The organism is Amycolatopsis sulphurea, assembly GCF_002564045.1.
In the GTDB taxonomy this organism is placed as follows: domain Bacteria; phylum Actinomycetota; class Actinomycetes; order Mycobacteriales; family Pseudonocardiaceae; genus Amycolatopsis; species Amycolatopsis sulphurea.
On record NZ_PDJK01000002.1, the window covers coordinates 4,308,732 to 4,327,023 of the forward strand.

The window sequence follows — 18,292 nt, forward strand, 5'->3', positions numbered from 1 at the left end:
GCGAAATTGGGTGACGAGGCGGGGCGGTTCGGTGCGGGGTTGCTGGCCTTGGATGCGTTGCGTCGTCGCGATTCCCGAAGGCCGTGAAGGGGTCCTTCACGGATCCGGAAGGCCGCGAGGGGCACCTCCCCGGACCCGGAAAGCCGTGAAGGGACCCTTCACAGCCCCGCTGTCCCGAAGCCAACGCCCCGGGCCGGTGCGGCAGCTGCCGTACCGGCCCGGCCGAGAAGACCGGGTGGCATCGAAAGGGCGGATGCGACGCCGTTGTCGCACCCGCCCGTCCGGTGGGGCGGGGGAGGCGACGTTGCCTGCCCCACCCCAGGTTTCAGGATATCGGCCGGTCGGTCGGCGCGATCGGGGCCGGGAGCACGCTCCGGCCGGTCAGGTAGGCGTCCACCCCGGCCGCGCAGGAGCGGCCCTCGGCGATCGCCCACACGATCAGGGACTGGCCGCGGCCCATGTCCCCGGCCACGAACACGTTGTCCAGGCTGGTGCGGAACTCCCGGTCGCGGGCGACGTTGCCGCGCTGGTCAAAGTCTACGCCGAGTTCGGTGAGCAGGCCCTCGCGCTCCGGGCCGACGAAACCCATGGCCAGCAGCACCAGCTGGGCGGGCAGCTCCCGTTCGGTGCCCGGCACCGGTACGAACCGGCCGTCCTCGTTGCGCACCTCGACCAGGCTCAGCGCGCGGACCCGGCCCTGCTCGTCGCCGAGGAACTCCTGCGTGTTGACCGAGTACAGCCGTTCGCCGCCCTCCTCGTGCGCGGAGGTGACCCGGTAGAGCATCGGGTAGGTCGGCCACGGGTGCGCGGCCGAGCGCGTCTCCGGCGGCTGCGGCATGATCTCCAGCTGCGTCACCGACTTCGCGCCCTGCCGGTGTGAGGTGCCGACGCAGTCCGCGCCGGTGTCGCCGCCGCCGATCACCACCACGTCGAGCCCGGCCGCGGAGTACGGCGAGGCGTCCAGTTCCCCGGACGCGACCCGGTTCGCCGGCGGCAGGAACTCCATCGCCTGGTGGATCCCGTCCAGCTCCCGGCCGTCGATCGGCAGATCACGCCACGCGGTCGCGCCGCCGGCCAGCACCACGGCGTCGTGGTTCTCGCGAAGGTCCGTTGTGGACAGGTCCACGCCGACGCGCACCGAGGTGCGGAATTCCGTGCCCTCCGCGCGCATCTGCTCGATCCGCCGGTCCAGCCGGAACTTCTCCATCTTGAACTCCGGGATGCCGTACCGCAGCAGCCCGCCGATCTTGTCGGCCCGTTCGTACACCACGACGCTGTGCCCGGCGCGGGTCAGCTGCTGCGCGGCGGCCAGCCCGGACGGGCCCGACCCGACCACGGCCACCTTCTTGCCGGTCCGCGCGGGCGGCACCTGCGGCTGTACCCAGCCCTCGGCGAAGGCACGGTCCACAATGGAGATCTCCACCCGCTTGATGGTCACCGCATCGTCGTTGATGCCGAGCACACAAGCGGTTTCGCACGGTGCGGGGCAGAGCGTGCCGGTGAACTCCGGGAAGTTGTTCGTCGCGTGCAGCCGCTCGATCGCGTCCCGCCAGTCCTCCCGCCACACCAGGGTGTTCCACTCCGGAATCAGGTTCCCGAGCGGACAACCCTGGTGACAGAACGGAATCCCGCAGTCCATGCACCGCCCGGCCTGCTTCTCCAGCCGGCTGGTGGCGAAGTCCTCGTAGACCTCGCGCCAGTCCATCAGCCGCAGATCCACCGGACGCCGCTTCGGTTCCTCGCGCGTGGTGGTCAGAAAGCCCTTGGGGTCAGCCATGAGCGGCCTCCGCTTCGCTAGCGTGAAAGTCTGTGAAGGGACCCTTCACGGACTCTGAGTCTGTGAAGGGCCCCTTCACGGCAGGCGAGCTATTGTCAGCCATGAGCGGCCTCCATGATCGCCTCGTTCACATCACGTCCATCGCGTTCCGCCTGCACTTGAGCGGCCAGCACGCGCTTGTAGTCCTTGGGCATGACCTTCCCGAATCGGTCGACGGCCGCGTCCCAGTCCGCGAGCAGCTCGCGGGCGACGGCGGATTCCGTTTCGTTGTAGTGCTTTTCTATCGTCTCACGGAGGAAGCCGGCGTCTTCGGAATCGAGCGGATCCAAGTCCACCATCTCCGGGTTCACCCGGTGCGCCGGCAGGTCGAGCACGTACGCGACGCCGCCGGACATCCCGGCCGCGAAGTTGCGGCCGATCCCGCCGAGCACCACGATCCGGCCGCCGGTCATGTATTCGGCGCCGTGGTCGCCCACGCCCTCGACCACGGCCAGCGCGCCCGAATTCCGCACGCAGAAGCGCTCGCCGACCTGTCCGCGGAGGAAGATCTCCCCGCCGGTCGCGCCGTAGCCGATCACGTTGCCCGCGATGATGTGGTTCTCCGCGGCCGCCACCACCGGCGATTCCTTCGGCGGGCGCACCACGATCCGGCCGCCGGACAGGCCCTTGCCGACGTAGTCGTTGCCGTCGCCGTGGAGCCGCAGGGTGATGCCCTTCGGCACGAACGCGCCGAACGACTGGCCCGCGGTGCCGGTGAACGTGATGTCGATGGTGTCGTCGGGCAGCCCTTCACCGCCCCACTTCTTCGTCAGCTCCGAGCCGAGCATGGTGCCCACGGTCCGGTTGACGTTGCGCACCGGCAGTTCCAGCCGCACCTTGTCCCCGGCGGCCAGCGCGCCCTCGGCGAGCTGGATGAGGGTGTTGTCCAGCGCCTTGTCCAGCCCGTGATCCTGCTTCACCTGCTGGTGACGCGCGCCCGTCGGGGCCATCGCGGGCACGTGGAAGATCGGCGACAAGTCCAGCCCGGCGGCCTTCCAATGCGCCACGGCCTTGCGCTTGTCCAGCACCTCGGCGTGCCCGACCGCCTCCGCGATCGACCGGAAACCCAGCTGTGCCAGGTATTCCCGGACCTCCTCGGCGATGAACCGGAAGAAGTTGACCACGTACTCGGCCTTGCCGCTGAACTTCTCCCGCAGCTTCGGGTTCTGGGTCGCGACGCCGACCGGGCAGGTGTCCAGATGACACACCCGCATCATGATGCAGCCGGACACGACCAGCGGCGCGGTCGCGAACCCGAACTCCTCGGCCCCCAGCAGCGCCGCGATCACCACGTCGCGCCCGGTCTTGAGCTGCCCGTCGGCCTGCACCACGATCCGGTCGCGCAGCCGGTTGGCCAGCAGCGTCTGCTGCGTTTCGGCCAGCCCGAGTTCCCACGGGCCGCCCGCGTGCTTGATCGAGGACAACGGCGAGGCGCCCGTTCCGCCGTCGTGGCCCGAGATCAGCACCACGTCCGCGTGCGCCTTCGAGACGCCCGCGGCGACCGTGCCGACGCCGACCTCGGAGACGAGCTTCACGTGGATGCGCGCGTCCGGGTTGGCGTTCTTCAGGTCGTGGATCAGCTGTGCGAGGTCCTCGATGGAGTAGATGTCGTGGTGCGGCGGCGGCGAAATGAGGCCGACTCCCGGCGTGGAGTGCCGGGTCTTCGCGATCCACGGGTACACCTTGCCGCCGGGCAGCTGCCCGCCTTCGCCGGGTTTCGCGCCCTGCGCCATCTTGATCTGGATGTCGTCCGCGTTGACCAGGTACTCGCTGGTGACGCCGAACCGGCCGCTCGCGACCTGCTTGACCGCGGAGCGGCGCTCGGGATCGTAGAGCCGTTCCGGGTCCTCGCCGCCTTCGCCGGTGTTGGACTTGCCGCCGAGCCGGTTCATCGCGATCGCCAGGGTCTGGTGCATCTCCATGGAGATCGAGCCGTAGGAGATGGCGCCGGTGGCGAACCGCTTGACGATCTCGGAGACCGGTTCGACCTCCTCGATCGGCACCGGAGCCCGCTCGCCGAGCTTGAAGTCGAACAGCCCGCGCAGCGTCTGCAGCTTCTCGGACTGGTCGTCGACGGACTTGGTGTACTCCTTGAAGATCTCGTACTTTCCGCTGCGCGTGGAATGCTGCAGCTTGAACACCGTCTGCGGGTTGAACAGGTGCGGCTCGCCTTCGCGGCGCCACTGGTAATCCGCGCCCGTCTCCAGCTCGCGGTGGTGCGCGCGGACGCCGTCGACCGGGAACGCCCGCAGATGCCGCTGCGCGACCTCGTCGGCGAGGGTGTCGAAGCCGACGCCGCCGAGCCGGGAAGTGGTGCCGGTGAAACAGGTGTCGATCACCTCGGCGCCGAGCCCGACCGCCTCGAAGATCTGCGCCCCGGTGTAGGAGGCCACAGTGGACACACCCATCTTCGACATGGTCTTGCGCACGCCCTTGCCGAGCGCCTTGATCAGGTTCGCGGTCGCCTGTTTCGGCGTCACCCCGGGGATCAGGCCGCGGTGCGCCATCTCCTCGACCGTCGCCATCGCGAGGTACGGGTTCACCGCGGCCACGCCGTACCCGATGAGCAGCGCGATGTGGTGCACCTCGCGGGCGTCGCCCGCCTCCACGATCAGGCCGACCTGCGTGCGGGTCTTCTCCCGGACCAGATGATGGTGCACCGCGCCGGTGAGCAGCAGCGACGGGATCGGCGCGTGGTCCTCGTCGACCCCGCGGTCGGACAGCACGATCAGCCGCGCGCCGTCCTCGATCGCCTCGGACACCTCGGTACGGATCTCGTCCAGCCGCCGCAGCAGGGCCTCGCCGCCGCCGTGCACGTGGTACCGGCCGAGCACGGTGACCGCCTGGAACTCCGGCAGGTCGCCGTCGTCGTTGACGTGCACCAGCTTCGCCAGCTGATCGTTGTCCAGCACCGGGAACGGCAGCACGATCCGGCGGCACGAGGAGGCGTCCGCGGCCAGCAGGTTCGGCTCCGCGCCGAGCTGGGTGCCCAGCGAGGTGACCAGTTCCTCGCGGATCGCGTCCAGCGGCGGGTTGGTCACCTGGGCGAACAGCTGGATGAAGTAGTCGAACAACGGCCGTGCCCGCGAGGAGATCGAGGCCAGCGGCGAATCGTTGCCCATCGAGCCGATCGGCTCCGCGCCGGTGCGGGCCATCGGTTCGAGGATGGTGTCGAGTTCCTCCTCGGTGTAGCCGAAGGACTGCTGCCGGCGGACGAGCGCGGCGTGCAGCGGCACCTCGCGGTCGCGTTCCGGCAGCTCTTCCAGCCGCAGCAGCCCGGCCTCGGCCCACTCGTCGTACGGGTGCGCGGCGGCCAGCTCGCCCTTGACCTCTTCATCCTCGACGATCCGCCCCTGCGCGGTGTCGACCAGGAACATCCGGCCCGGTTCGAGCCGTCCTTTGCGGACGATCGAGGACTGGTCCAGCTCCAGCACGCCGACCTCGCTGGCGAGCACGACCAGCCCGTCGTCGGTCACCCAGTACCGGCCCGGCCGCAGGCCGTTGCGGTCGAGCACCGCGCCGATCTGCGTACCGTCGGTGAACGCGACCAGCGCCGGCCCGTCCCACGGCTCCATCAGCGTGGAGTGGAACTCGTAGAACGCCCGCCGCGCGGGGTCCATCTCCTGGTGGTTCTCCCAGGCCTCCGGGATCATCATCAGCACCGCGTGCGGCAGCGACCGCCCCGACAGGTGCAGCATTTCGAGCACCTCGTCGAAGGAGGCGGAGTCGCTCGCGCCGCGGGTGATGATCGGGTAGAGACGCTTGAGATCGCCCGGGATCAGGTCGGTCTCCAGCAGCGCCTCACGGGCGTCCATCCAGTTGCGGTTGCCCTTGAGCGTGTTGATCTCGCCGTTGTGCGCCACGTACCGGTACGGGTGCGCGAGCGGCCAGGACGGGAAGGTGTTGGTGGAGAACCGTGAGTGCACCAGCCCGATCGCGCTCGTCACGCGCTCGTCGGTCAGATCCGGGAAGAACCGTTCCACCTGCGGCTCGGTGAGCATTCCCTTGTAGACGATGGTGCGCGAGGACAGGCTCGGGAAGTACAGGTCGTCCTCGGCCAGCTCGTGCTCGGCGCGCTTGCGCACGCAGAAGGCGGCGCGCTCCAGCTCGAGACCTTCGCGGTTGTGCCGGCGCCCGGCCAGGAACAGCTGGGTGAAGTGCGGCATGGACTCGGCCGCGGTCGGCCCGCAGTGCGAAGGGTCCACCGGCAGCTCGCGCCAGCCGACCACGCGCATGTCCTCCTCGGCGGCGATCCGCTCGATGGTGGTCATCGCCCGGCCGCGGCGTTTCTCGTCCTGTGGCAGAAAGGCGGTGCCCACCGCGTACTGGCCCTCCGGCGGCAGCTCGAAGCCGGCCACCTCGCGGTAGAACGCGTCGGGCACCTGGATCAGCAGACCGGCCCCGTCCCCGGTGTCCGGTTCGGCGCCGCGTGCCCCGCGATGCTCCAGGTTGCGCAGTGCGACCAAGGCTTTCGCCACGATCTGATGATCTCGGCGGCCGGTCAGGTCCGCGACGAACGCGACCCCGCAGGCGTCGTGCTCGGACGCGGGGTCGTACAGGCCACCAGTGGCCGGAGTGCTGGAACTAGGGGTCACGGCTGGCCGCCTCCCAGGGCGTAGGCGCGTTCCTTCACTCCATCGGTGGGGTTCGTCACTGAACCGGTTAACGAAGTGGTTCGGAACCGCGATGGTCAGTCGAGAAGGGAAAACCCTCCGCCCGGGACAGGGCAGGAGAGTACGGCCGCACGGCAGTGGGCGGCAGTCGAGATACTGCACGTCGCTGTACAGGCGTGGTGCGCACGTCGGCCGGCCTTGGTGGTGGTGGGGGCCGTCCGGGCGTGGTGGTGCCGGTCCCCGGGTTCGCCGGGTCTTATGACGATAGTGTGAAATCGTCGTTATCGACATACGTCGTCGTGTCCACGTGGGAAATGCCACGGTTGTGTTGTCACCCGTCCGGGTACTCCCATCTGTCGGACCGGGTCTCCCGCCAGCCGGGAGAAGCCCCGCTGACCTGCGGTTTTTCCTTCACCCATCCGGTGGATACCGGCGCGGACGACCTGCTTGACTGAACCGGTGAGGCAGCGTGCGCATGACTGATCGTTTTCTGTCGGTGGCGGCCGCCGGGCTGCACGAGATCGAGATCCGGCGTTCGCGGTTCCTGTGCGCACTCGCCCCGGTGGGCCAGGAAACGGCCGCGCGCGAGGCGATCGCGGCCCGTCGCCGGGCCGAACCCACGGCGCGGCACCACTGTCACGCCTTCGTGCTGGGTCCGGACGGCCGTACTCAGCGTTCCAGCGACGACGGCGAGCCCGCGGGTACCGCCGGGGTGCCGATGCTCGAAGTGCTGCGCCGCCGCGGCGTCACCGACACGGTTGCGGTGGTGTCCCGCCACTTCGGTGGCGTCCTGCTCGGCGCGGGTGGCTTGGTTCGGGCATATGGCCAGTCCGTGTCCGAAGCCCTGGACACGGTCGGCTTGGTGGAGTATCGGCGGCTGCGGCTGTTCGACATCGAGGTGGACTACACCCGTGCCGGCCGGCTGGAGAACGAGCTACGCGCGTCCTCGTACTCGGTGCAGGAGGCCCGTTTCGAGGCCTCGGCGCACTTCGAGGTCGGCGTGCTGCCCGGCGAGGAGCAGCGGTTCGCCGCCTGGCTGGCGGAGGCGACCGGTGGCAGCTCAGAAGCGGTGGAGCTGGGGGAGGACTGGGTCCGCGGCTAGCCGCGCCGTGGAAGAGGCTCGGTTGTACCGTGCGGAACACGGCGATGGTGCGCGATCACCAGTCGGGTATGCCGGTCGAAGAGATCACGTCGAAGTACTGCTCACCGACGAATACACGCGGAGGCTGTTGGATCGGCTGACCGGGCACCCGCGCCCCGCGGCCGGTGCGGGGCTCGGTCTCCACACGCAGCTGGCGCTGCACTGCCGGTTGCCTGTCCAAGGGGCAGAACAGCCACGCAGGCGGGTCGTGACCGGCCGGGGGTGGCGGGGTGAGCGGGTATTGGTGGCGAGGGACACCCTCGGTCGGCCGGCCGCGATCACTAACGGGCTGACGAAGAACGTCCACAGCGCGCTGGTGGTCGGCCTCGCGATCGGTGACGGGCCGCCGGCGGAGATCACGGTAGTTGGTAGTGCGGGGGTGCTGGCGAACCTGCGTACGTCGTTGCTGGACCTGGTCGACAGCGGTGGGTGTCGCTGATGAGCGGCCGCATCCGACCGGGGCGGCCGACGGACGAGGACTACCGGCTGGCGTCTCATCCGAAAAGCCCGGCGAGCCGATCCTGGATGACGAGATGAAAGCGGTGGAACGGATCGCCGCTTTCCACTGGCCCAAGGGTGGCGAATCACGGCCCTGCCGGAGGAATGGAAGTGACCGGTCCACGTGCCGAGAATCTCGAACGCGACCAGCAGTACGTGGAGCAGCGCCTGACCGTCGGCGAGATCGCAACTCGAGCCGGGGTCGGCTACCTCAGGGTGTGGGAAGTGCTGAAGCACCTCGGTCTGCTCTTGCCGCCCGGGCACAGGTCCAGCCGTGCCGCGCTACGCCCCGCTGACCGGCGGGACTGATTTCCCGGTCGCCGCACCGGACCCGATACGGGTGCGGCGGCCGGGTTCCACACAGCGCGGGATCAGGTGAGTCTTGGTCGTTCCGTTGTCGCGTCCCTCGGCACATTTCGGAGCGGCCGGGCCGTTCCGCAGGCGCGGCCTTGCGCCGGCCGGGACCGGTTCACCGCCCTACCGTCACCCGAGCCCGTCGAGGGTGAGGTTGAGCGTGTCCACGAGGTTGGTGTGGGTCCCGCTGCAGGCGGTGGCATCTGTCCCGCCGTTGTCGGCGTCACTGGTGAAGGTCAGGATCCGGCCGGTCCCGGCAAGGTCGTACACCGTCAACGGAGTGCTGCTGGACCGGCCGGGCCCGTTGCGCACCGCGGAGTAGAGCTTGTGCACCGCGGTCCGCTCGATCCGCATCAAGTGCCGCAACTCGTCGGCTTTGCCCGACATCTCCGACAGCGGATCGGCGTTGCTCCCGTCGAGATAGGCCGTCGGTGCCCGCAACAGCCCGATCCGCGCTGGCGGGTACTCCGGCAACGTGTCCACCAGAGCCGCGGTGATGCTGCGCGACAGGATCGGATCGAGCTGGATCGACCGGCCGTCGGTGATCAACCGGACCGCGTCCCGCCCGGACGCAGCCACGAACACCGCACCGTTGTCGCCGGGGTGACTGCCGAACGCAGTCCAGGCGTACACCTCCCTGCCAGGTGCTGCGAGCAGCTCCAGAGTCGCCCGGAACTCCGCGGTCAACCGCCCGTCCGGCGTGGCCAGCCTCATCGCAGCGAACCGGGACATCGCCCGCGTACGCCGCTCCGCGGCAAACTCCGCGGTCGCGTACTCGTCGTCCGGATCCACCACCGCAGGAAGTCCGCCGAGCCCGGCGTCCTGCCACGCGACGAAGAACGCCGGTCGCGGAACCCGGACCGGTTTGTCGATGATCGCCATCCGCGCGCCTCAACCGCCGATGGTCGGCGGCACCGGCGGCAGCCCCGTACGCGGGTCCAGAATCCGCCCGCCCTCGTCGTCGGTGATGTCGAACGCGGAATCGTCGTCCACCCCGTATTTGCGCTGGTGTTCCTTGTCTTCCTCGCCCTTACCCCTGCCGCCGGCGCCCATGCCACCCACCCCAGACGCGCCACGTGAGCCGGCCGAACCCCGCCCGGCAGCACCAGCAGGCCCACGGCCCGCGGCCACTTCCGCGGCGCCCGCGCCCGAACCGGCGCCCAACCGGCCAGCGCCGCTGCCGCCACGGCCACCCGCACCCGTACCGGAACCACCGTTTCCGCCGCCCGGCCCACCACCGGTCAGGCCGCCGCCGGGACCGAACCCTCCGACCAGCCCCAGCGACCACGAACCACCGCCGCTCCCGCTGCCCGGCGGCAGCGTCGAGGACGGCACCCAGCCCGGGCCACCACCCGGCCCGCCGACCGGGTTGGCCGAACGCGGCGCCCACCCGGATGTCATCGTCCCATCACCCGGCCTGGTGCCCTGCGGATCCGGTCCGGTGCCCTGCGGATGAAGACCCGGCGGAACCGGCGCACCACCGCCGGGCGGTGCCGCTGGACCACCGGAATACCCCGGAGAGAACGCCGGCGACGGACCGCTGGCAGCAGGCCCAGGGCCACTCGGCCCGTGCGGCGACGGACCCCGCCCCGGTCCGTGGTCAACCCCACCCTTGCCGGGCTCGGGCGAACCGATCGTCACGTCACCGCCGCCGAAATCCGACAACTGCCCGTAGTCGATCTTCATACCCTGGCCCGCTGACTGAGCCTGGTCAGCATAGGCCTGGTATTTCGCGAGATTCTGCTGCCCGACCTCGTTGTAGTCCTTGATCTGCCGCTCGGTGTCGGTCGTCTTCCAGAACGCCATCTCGTCGAAAAAGTTCTTGTGCGGCGGCGTCTCCGGCATCGGCTGCAGCGACGCTTTCATCTGATCGAACCCATGCGCCACCCCGCTCACCGTCTGCGAATTCGACGTGAATGCCTGCGACGCGGACTCCGACACATCCGCCAACGGCCGGATCCGCTGCTGCGCCGCATCCGCACCACCACCGGCCACACCGACTCCAAGCCCGAACTCAACCGCTGAACCCGGCCACTGATCTCGGAATGCTGCTCAGCCAGCTTCGCAGCCCGCTCGCTGCCACCATGCCACTCCGGCGCGCCCCTGCTCGCCATGACCGCCTTGACCAAGTCCGACTGCGAAACAACCTGCTCACCCAGGTTCCCGTGATACAAGTCACCGAACCAGCCACCCACATCCTCAGCCCAGTCCCCCACCCAATCCGCAGCATCCTCCAGCGCATGCCCCACCGACTTCGCCGTATCGCCCACCCAATCAAAAAACCCCATCACGAACCCGCATTCCGCTTCAAGTTCGCCACCACCACATCAGCGGCACGTACCGTCACCTGACAAGGGTCCGTATTACCCTTCTTACTGTCGCTGAGACCGATCGTAACGTCAACTGTTTGCCGATCATTGATACCCACGCTGATCTGGCAGAAATCCTTCGGATCACCACCACTCGGCGTCACATGCGCGACAGCAGGAAACCCTTGAACCGTCAATTCTTTCCACACCACAGCCTGTGGCTTCGTATTCTCATACCACCCGCTCAACCCACTGTTATTCCCCGAGTCGAAGCTTACGTCCAGATTTGCATCGGTATCGAGATTTGACCAAGTGCAGCCCGGCCCGACACCCGAATTGGTACCCGGCTTGGTCCGCTGAATCTGCCCGAGTGCATCCTTCAGTTGATCAGCTGTCATGCTCTGGCAAGGGTCGCCACCGATCACGGACGCCGGCAAAGGGTTTGACACCCTCGGGGCTCCGCTGTGCGGCAGACTCTCACCCGGCGACGAGGACGGCGCAGTACTTGTTGTACCGCCCGGAGAAGACGGCGCTTTCTGTCCGCTACAGCCAACTGCAAGGACTGCCATCGCGCCGATGACCGCGGCGCACCACGTAGCACGATAATTCATCAGGCGTAACCCCCGGAGGAGGCTGTCTTGTTCATATCAGTTGCGGCGCTCTCATCGCTGGATTGTGCCAGATGGAGAGCGTCTTCGAGACGCGTGATCAGCTCGTCCACGTAGCCGTGTTCCCTCTTGATGTGCCCGACGCCATAACCGAATGCGCCCGGATTCCCACCGCCACCGGCTGCGAGAACGTTGAATGCTTTGCTCGCCGGCTCATCAGCGGGTGGCTTCATCTTGGTGAGCTGTTCCGCTTCCTTGATCATTGCCCACAGGTCGGCGCGGATGCCTTTCGCCTGGTTGAGCATGCTCATGGCCTCGTCCCGACTGAGACTGAACCCCTGCCCGCTCGGCCCCAAACCGCCGGGCGCGGCGCCACCACCGCCACCGCCGCCGGTCGGGTCCCAGATATCAAACCCCAGACCATCCAGCCAGTTGCCAGGTTCCGGCGCAGATTGAACCACGATGCACACCCCTCGAAGCAAACGTCGACACTGATTCGGGGCAGCCCTCCCGAGCCCACCCCAGCCGCTACCGTAGCCGATCAGTCACCGCCAGGTGCCAAGAATCGTCGAATCCGATCGCAGACCAGCGGAATGACCGGCGCCGAGGACGAACACGATCCCGCGACCAGTCCCGGTCACGTTCTAGAGAACATATGTAGGGGCGGTCAGCCTGTGCGCAGTCGCCGCTGATGCGTACCTTGACCCGTCGCGTCGACCTGCTTGAACGCCGCGCGATCATGCACGCGGCGGGCGTAGGCGACGATGACGATCCCCGCCACCTACGCGCGGGCGCATCAGGTCTGGTCGCAGCAGTTCAGTCCGTCCACGAACAGATCGGATGCGCAGCTGCGGCTGGTCTCGGCCTGACCCGCGGCCACCGGGGCGGGGCGAGCTGGTCCGGAGCAGGCTGAGTGTGCCCCGTCCGGCGGCGTAGGCGGCGGGAATCTTGTTGAATGGTCCGGGTGGAGATCCGGACTGACCCTGCGACGTTGGCCCTCTACACGACCGACGCGTCGAACTACCGGCACGTGCCACTCGGCGTGGTGCTGCCCGAAACCGGCGACGACGTCGTCGCGGCAGTGGCCGCCGCCCGCGAACGCGGCCTGCCGGTGGTCGCCCGTGGCGGCGGCACCAGTGTGGCCGGGAACTCGTGTGGTCCTGGCCTGGTCATCGACATTTCACGGCACGTGCACGGGGTGCAGTGGCTCGACCCGGCGGCGCGGCTCGCCCGGGTCGCGCCCGGCACCGTGCTCGACGACCTGCAGGCGCTCGCCGCGCCGCACGGGCTGCGGTTCGGCCCCGATCCCTCCACGCACAGCCGGTGCACGATCGGCGGGATGATCGGCAACAACGCCTGCGGTTCGCATTCGGTCGCGTGGGGCCGCACCGTGGACGTGGTGCGCGAGCTGGACGTGCTGCTCTACGACGGCACCCGGTTCACCGCCGGTCCGGCCGATCCGTCCGAAGTGGACCGTCGGGCCGCGCTGCCGGGTACCGAAGGCCGGGTGTTCACGCAGCTGCGGTCGCTCGTGCGGGACAATCTTGCGTTGCTGCGGACCGAACTGTCCACCTGGCCTCGCCGGGTTTCCGGGTACGGACTGGAACACCTGTTGCCGGAGAACGGATTCGACCTCGCGAAAGCGCTGGTCGGCAGCGAAGGCACGTGCGTCACCGTGGTGGCCGCGACGGTCGCGCTCGCCGAGCTGCCGAAGCATCGGGTACTGGCGGTGCTCGGGTTTCCCTCGGACGTCGCTGCGGCCGACGCGGTTCCGGAGATCCTGCCGTGGTCGCCGCTGACCGTCGAAGGCGTCGACGCGGAACTCGTCGGCCTGCTCGAACCGGGCCGAGACCGTGGGCTGCCGCCGGGCGGTGCCTGGCTTTTCGTGGAGTTGTCCGGGGATTCCCCGGCCGAAGCGCCGGCCCGGGCGCGAGAGCTGGCCGCTTCGCTCGGCGCCGCGCTGACCGGTTCGGTGGTGCTCGACGATCCGGCGGCGCAACGCCGGCTGTGGCGCATCCGTGAGGAGGGCGCGGGCCTGGCCACCCGGCTGGCCGACGGTTCCGAGGCCTGGCCGGGTTGGGAGGACGCTGCGGTACCGCCCGAACGGCTCGGGTCGTACCTGCGCGGTTTCAAGGATCTGATGCGGAGGCACGGGCGCCGCAGCGTCGTCTACGGCCACTACGGCGAGGGCTGCCTGCACTTACGGCTCGACTTCGATCTGCTGTCGGCGGCGGGCAAAGCGCAATTCCGTGAATTCGTCGAGGAAGCCGCCGATCTGGTCGCCGCGCACGGTGGCTCGCTTTCCGGTGAGCATGGCGACGGACAGGCGCGTTCGGCGTTGCTGTCGCGGATGTACAGCCCGGAGATGCTGGCGTTGTTCGCCCGGTTCAAGGGGATCTTCGATCCGGACGGGCGGATGAACCCCGGCATCATCGTCGAGCCCCGACCGGTGGACGCCGATCTTCGGGTGCGCCGTGCGCCGCTGGCGATCGAAGACGTCACGGTGCTCGGCTATCCGGAGGACCGCGGCAGCTTCGGGCAGGCGATGCGCCGCTGCGTCGGGGTCGGCAAATGCCGCGACACCAGTGGTGGCGGCGTGATGTGCCCGAGCTACCGGGCGACCCGCGAGGAGCAGCACTCCACGCGCGGCCGCGCGCACCTGCTCGCCGAGATGATCAACGGCGAGGTGATCAAGGACGGCTGGCGTTCCGCCGAGGTGGCCGAGGCGCTCGATCTGTGCTTGTCCTGCAAGGGATGTCTCTCCGACTGTCCGGTCGATGTGGACATGGCCACGTACAAAGCCGAGTTCCTGCACCAGCACTACCGTGGTCGCCTGCGCCCGGCGTCGCACTATTCGATGGGCTGGCTGCCGCTGTGGTTGCGCGGCGCCGCGCTGGCGCCGCGCGTGGCGAACTTCTTCGCCCGCCGTCGCTGGGCGGCGGCCGCGATGAAGCGGCTCGGCGGAATCGCGCCGGAACGCGCGTTGCCGGAGTTCGCCCCGGTGCCGTTCACCACGGCACGGGCCGATCTCCGCCGCTGGGCGAGTGGCGAGCGGCGGGTCGTGCTGTGGCCGGATTCTTTCAACAACTACCTCACCCCGGACGTGCTCGACGCCGCGGCCGAGGTGCTCACCGCCGCCGGATACGCCGTGGTGCTGCCGGACCGGGGAGTCTGCTGTGGACTGACCTGGATCTCCACCGGGCAGCTGACCACAGCCCGGCGAGTGCTGCGCCGGACCCTTGCCATGCTGAAGCCGTATCTGGACGCCGGATACCAGGTGGCCGGGCTGGAACCGAGCTGTACGGCGCTGTTCCGCGGCGACCTGCCCGCGCTGCTCCCGGGCGACGCGACCGCGGAGCTGCTGGCCACCCGCACCCGGACCTTCGCCGAACTGCTCGCCGACGCGCCCGAACCGCTCACCGCGAAGCTGGACGTCGAGACGATCACCCAGGTGCACTGTCACCAGCACGCCGTACTCGGCTTCGACGCGGACGAGGCCGCGTTGTCCGCCGCGGGCGTCCGCAACACCACGCTGGACGCGGGATGCTGCGGGCTGGCCGGCAACTTCGGCTTCGAACGTGGGCACTACGAGGTTTCGCTGGCCTGCGCCGAAGACCGGCTGCTGCCCGCGCTGCGCGCGACGCCGGAGTCCACTGTGGTCCTTTCCGATGGATTCAGCTGCCGGACCCAGATCGCCCAGGAGGCCGGCCGCCCGGCCGTGCATCTGGCCCAGCTGCTCCGCCGGGCGCTGCGATAGCTGCTGGCCGTTCGCTGTGCTCCAGCAGGGCCAGCGGTTCCATCCGGGCGCGCACATGAAGCTGACGCCCACCGGCCAGGAGAGGACGAGGTCCGCGCGGAGTTCGGCGAACAGTCTCTCGGGCGGTGTCGCTTCGTGGGCGAGGCCGCCCCGTGTCATCCGACGTCCGTCGAAGCCGGTCGGCCGCTGCGACCATCATGGACGTAACGGCACCCGGAAGGCGCGGAGGGCGATCTTGAAACGGCTCCTCGGCGCCCCCGGCATGGGCCGGGAACGCCGAGGGCGGGGATCCGCCACACCGGCGGGCGCTCGCCACGGACGGGCCGTGGCGGGGAATGGTGCGCGCGCACTGTGTGGCGGTGGGTGCCGGGGAGAAGGCGAGCACACCCCGGGGTTTGCGGTCCTGCGCGTACCCGGGGTGATTCAGCGGTAGGTCTTCGTCGAGGCGAGATTCGCCCCGACGGTGATCAGCAGGCCGATGATCGTGATGCTGCCGAGGACGATCAGCTGGCCGTCCCAGCCTCCCGGCACCCAGTCGAACGCACCCCACAGCAGCGGCGAACCGGGGCTGATCAGCCCGTGGACGATCGCCTGGCCGGCGCCGGCCAGTACCAGCAATCCGAGGCATTGCAGCAATGCCCAGTTGCTCTTGCTCATGGTCTGCGTCCTTTCCCTCGGGGGTGCCAGTGGCCGGCTCACCCGGCTTTGACCTTCTTCTGGCCCATAATCCCGATTCCGGCGATCACCAGCCCGACGACGCCGAAGAAGCCGAGCACGACCAGCTCCCAGGTGCGCCCGCCGGGCACCCACGACATCGCTCCCCACAACGGTTCGGCGTCCTTGTCGAAAAAGCTGCGGACGATCGCCTGCCCGGCGAGCCCGCCCGAGATCAGCCCGACGGCTTCGAGTGCCGCAAAACCATTCTTACCCATGTCCCGATTCCCCTTCTCGTTTTCGTTCTGTGCTCAGTGTGGTACCGGCGGCGCCGCGGCACATCGGCCCGGCGTCTCGACCCGGGTTCGACCGCGGGCGGTGCCGCGGTCCACCTCCGGTCGCATGGGTGCTGGACCGGGGTCCGCTGCGCCGCGGCGGCGGTTCGGCGATGATGTCCGGGTGAACGAGGAGGCGGTGCCCCGGCTCGGTCCGTGGCAGCAGTCGTGGCGGCTGGCCGCCGTGGTCGCGATCGGTGCGATCACCTGGGTCTACATCGCCGCGATGGCGGCAAAGGGGCAGGTGTCGGTCGGCGGGTCCTGGTACTACCACGGGGATCCGCTGGTGGCGCTCGGTTGCCTCGTCCTGGCGCTGTGGCGGCGGCGGTTCCCGCTCACCGTCGCGATGCTGATCTCGGTCGCCTCGACCGCATCCACCCTCGCCATCGGCTCGGCACTGCTGGTGCTCTGCTCGATCTCCACGCGTCGCCGTCCACTGGAGATCGGCGTCGTCGTGGTGGCCTACATCGCCGCGTCGAAGTTCTCCGTTACGTTCTTCCCGTCGGAGGTCACGACGCCCGGGAACTGGGTCGAGCTGCTGGTCCCGGCGCTGACCGCGGGGATCGCGGTGGCCGTCGGAGTGGCGGTGGGGGCTCGCAGGGACGAGGTGTGGACCCTGCGCCAGCGTGCGGACAGCGCGGAGCGCGAGCAGGCGGCGCGGGCCGCGGAGGCGCGGGTGCTGGAGCGCAACCGGATCGCCCGCGAGATGCACGACGTGCTCGCCCACCGGGTCTCGCTGGTGGCCATGCAGGCCGGCGTGCTCGGGCACCGCGACAACCTCACCGCCGAGGAGGTGAAGGTGCTGGCCCAGGGCATCGCGGATGGTTCACATCAGGCGCTGGAGGAGCTGCGGGACGTGCTCGGCGTGCTGCGCGCGGGACCCGAGCAGCCGGAGCCGCCGCAGCCCTCGATCGACCGGATCCCCGAGCTGGTGGCCGATGCCCGGGCGTCCGGCCTTGCCGTTACGCTCACCGACACCGTGGAAGGGACCCCGCCGGAACTGACCGGGCGGACCGGGTACCGGATCGTCCAAGAAGGACTGACCAATGCCGGCAAACACGCGCCGGGCGCGCGGGTGCGGGTGAGCGTGGAAGGCGTGGCCGGGGACGGGTTGCGGGTGCAGATCCGCGATTCCGGGGCGGTGACCGCGGGCATCCGTGTGCCCTCGTCCGGATTCGGGCTGCTCGGCCTCGCCGAGCGGGTCGGGCTGGCCGGTGGCGAACTGGACCATCACGCGGTGCCCGGCGGCGGGTTCGTGCTGCGCGCCCAGCTGCCCTGGCCGGAGAGGAACAGGTGAACGTGGACGAAGTGCGGATCGTGTTGGTGGACGACGACCAGCTGGTGCGGATGGCCCTGCGGCTGGTCATCGAAGGGGAACCCGACCTGTCCGTGGTCGCCGAGGCGGCCGACGGCGAGGCCGCGCTCGGCGTGGTCGAGCAGCACCGCCCGGACGTGGTCCTGATGGACGTGCGGATGCCCGGCCGCGACGGGCTCAGCGCCACCCGCGAGATCCTGTCCTGGCCGGACCCGCCGCGGGTGCTCGTGCTGACCACGTTCGACTCCGACGAGCTGGTGCTCGGCGCACTGCGCGCCGGCGCGCTCGGCTTCGTGCTCAAGGACACCCCGCCGCCGCAGATCATCACCGCCGTGCGCACCGTCGCCGGCGGCAACCCGGCACTCTCCTCGGCCGCGACCGCCCGGGTGATCGCCGCGGCCACCGGTCCGCACTCCTCCGACGCCCGGCAGCGGTCCCGCACCGAGGCCCGCACCCGCCTGGCCACCCTCACCGAACGCGAACTCGACACCGCCCGCGCGATCGCCGACGGCCTCGGCAACCCGGACATCGCCACCCGGCTGCACATCAGCGTGGCCACGGTGAAGGCACACACCGGGAGCCTGTTCGCCAAACTGGCCGTGGACAACCGGGTCCAGGTCGCCCTCCTGGTCCGCGACGCGGAAGACTGAGCCGTGCCCGACAGCCGAACCTGAGGTGGCGTATCACTCGAGGACGGCAGGTAAGCGGATGATTACCTGCCGTACTTTCCGGGTCGTGGGGTGTGCCGGACCTGTCTCGGGTCCGTGAAGGGGCCCTTCACGGACTCAGAGTCCGTGAAGGGCCCCTTCACAGACCTTCACGGACCTCCGCGGCGGCGCAGGGCCCCTCACACCGACGTTGCCGACACCCCCCGTTACCCCGGGAAAGATCC

At 69.5% G+C, this 18,292-nt stretch carries 14 protein-coding genes; 6 read left to right on the forward strand and 8 right to left on the reverse strand.

Features of this window, described 5'->3' with window-relative positions; genetic code table 11:
* Positions 1-325 precede the first annotated feature (325 nt).
* Both ATK36_RS25870 and gltB read right to left on the reverse strand, forming a co-directional pair.
* Entirely contained in the window at positions 326-1,777 is a 1,452-nt protein-coding gene (locus ATK36_RS25870; RefSeq protein WP_098513865.1) for a glutamate synthase subunit beta, read from the reverse strand.
* A gap of 95 nt (positions 1,778-1,872) precedes the next feature.
* Positions 1,873-6,411 (reverse strand): glutamate synthase large subunit, encoded by a 4,539-nt coding sequence (gene gltB, locus ATK36_RS25875; RefSeq protein WP_098513866.1) that lies wholly within the window; start codon positions 6,409-6,411, stop codon positions 1,873-1,875.
* A 493-nt stretch (positions 6,412-6,904) separates the two neighbouring features.
* Here gltB and ATK36_RS25880 point away from each other — a divergent pair, with 493 nt between their 5' ends.
* From ATK36_RS25880 to ATK36_RS25890, 3 genes are all read left to right on the forward strand, one after another.
* Complete coding sequence (locus ATK36_RS25880; RefSeq protein ID WP_098513867.1) at positions 6,905-7,531, forward strand: YigZ family protein; 627 nt, start codon at positions 6,905-6,907, stop codon at positions 7,529-7,531.
* 283 nt (positions 7,532-7,814) lie between these two features.
* Positions 7,815-8,009 carry a hypothetical protein gene (locus tag ATK36_RS31690; protein ID WP_141544540.1) on the forward strand — a complete coding sequence of 65 codons (195 nt, stop codon included), beginning with the start codon at positions 7,815-7,817 and terminating at the stop codon, positions 8,007-8,009.
* Positions 8,010-8,179: 170 nt separating this feature from the next.
* Positions 8,180-8,377: a hypothetical protein gene (locus tag ATK36_RS25890; protein ID WP_141544541.1), complete on the forward strand. Its 198-nt coding sequence runs from the start codon at positions 8,180-8,182 to the stop codon at positions 8,375-8,377.
* 174 nt (positions 8,378-8,551) lie between these two features.
* Here ATK36_RS25890 and ATK36_RS25895 read toward each other — a convergent pair whose 3' ends face one another.
* The 4 genes from ATK36_RS25895 to ATK36_RS25910 form a co-directional block, all read right to left on the reverse strand.
* Entirely contained in the window at positions 8,552-9,304 is a 753-nt protein-coding gene (locus ATK36_RS25895) for an ESX secretion-associated protein EspG (protein WP_098513870.1), read from the reverse strand.
* A 9-nt stretch (positions 9,305-9,313) separates the two neighbouring features.
* A complete protein-coding gene (locus ATK36_RS25900; protein ID WP_098513871.1) occupies positions 9,314-10,417 on the reverse strand; it encodes a hypothetical protein in 1,104 nt (367 codons plus the stop codon).
* 292 nt (positions 10,418-10,709) lie between these two features.
* Positions 10,710-11,342: a DUF3558 domain-containing protein gene (locus tag ATK36_RS25905; RefSeq protein WP_342752064.1), complete on the reverse strand. Its 633-nt coding sequence runs from the start codon at positions 11,340-11,342 to the stop codon at positions 10,710-10,712.
* Positions 11,342-11,800: a hypothetical protein gene (locus ATK36_RS25910; protein ID WP_141544542.1), complete on the reverse strand. Its 459-nt coding sequence runs from the start codon at positions 11,798-11,800 to the stop codon at positions 11,342-11,344. The genes ATK36_RS25905 and ATK36_RS25910 overlap by 1 nt, the downstream gene beginning before the upstream one ends.
* 503 nt (positions 11,801-12,303) lie before the next feature.
* On the opposite strand from ATK36_RS25910, the gene ATK36_RS25915 reads away from it, so the two are divergent.
* Positions 12,304-15,096 carry an FAD-binding and (Fe-S)-binding domain-containing protein gene (locus ATK36_RS25915; RefSeq protein WP_098515180.1) on the forward strand — a complete coding sequence of 931 codons (2,793 nt, stop codon included), beginning with the start codon at positions 12,304-12,306 and terminating at the stop codon, positions 15,094-15,096.
* A 423-nt stretch (positions 15,097-15,519) separates the two neighbouring features.
* On the opposite strand, the gene ATK36_RS25920 is transcribed toward ATK36_RS25915, so the two are convergent.
* Positions 15,520-15,753: a hypothetical protein gene (locus ATK36_RS25920; protein ID WP_098513873.1), complete on the reverse strand. Its 234-nt coding sequence runs from the start codon at positions 15,751-15,753 to the stop codon at positions 15,520-15,522.
* 38 nt (positions 15,754-15,791) lie between these two features.
* Positions 15,792-16,028, reverse strand: a complete 237-nt coding sequence (locus ATK36_RS25925; RefSeq protein ID WP_098513874.1) for a hypothetical protein — start codon at positions 16,026-16,028, stop codon at positions 15,792-15,794.
* A gap of 181 nt (positions 16,029-16,209) precedes the next feature.
* On the opposite strand from ATK36_RS25925, the gene ATK36_RS25930 reads away from it, so the two are divergent.
* Complete coding sequence (locus ATK36_RS25930; protein WP_245915163.1) at positions 16,210-17,382, forward strand: sensor histidine kinase; 1,173 nt, start codon at positions 16,210-16,212, stop codon at positions 17,380-17,382.
* Positions 17,379-18,050, forward strand: a complete 672-nt coding sequence (locus ATK36_RS25935) for a response regulator transcription factor (RefSeq protein ID WP_098513876.1) — start codon at positions 17,379-17,381, stop codon at positions 18,048-18,050. Before ATK36_RS25930 ends, ATK36_RS25935 begins: the two co-directional genes overlap by 4 nt.
* Positions 18,051-18,292: the final 242 nt, after the last annotated feature.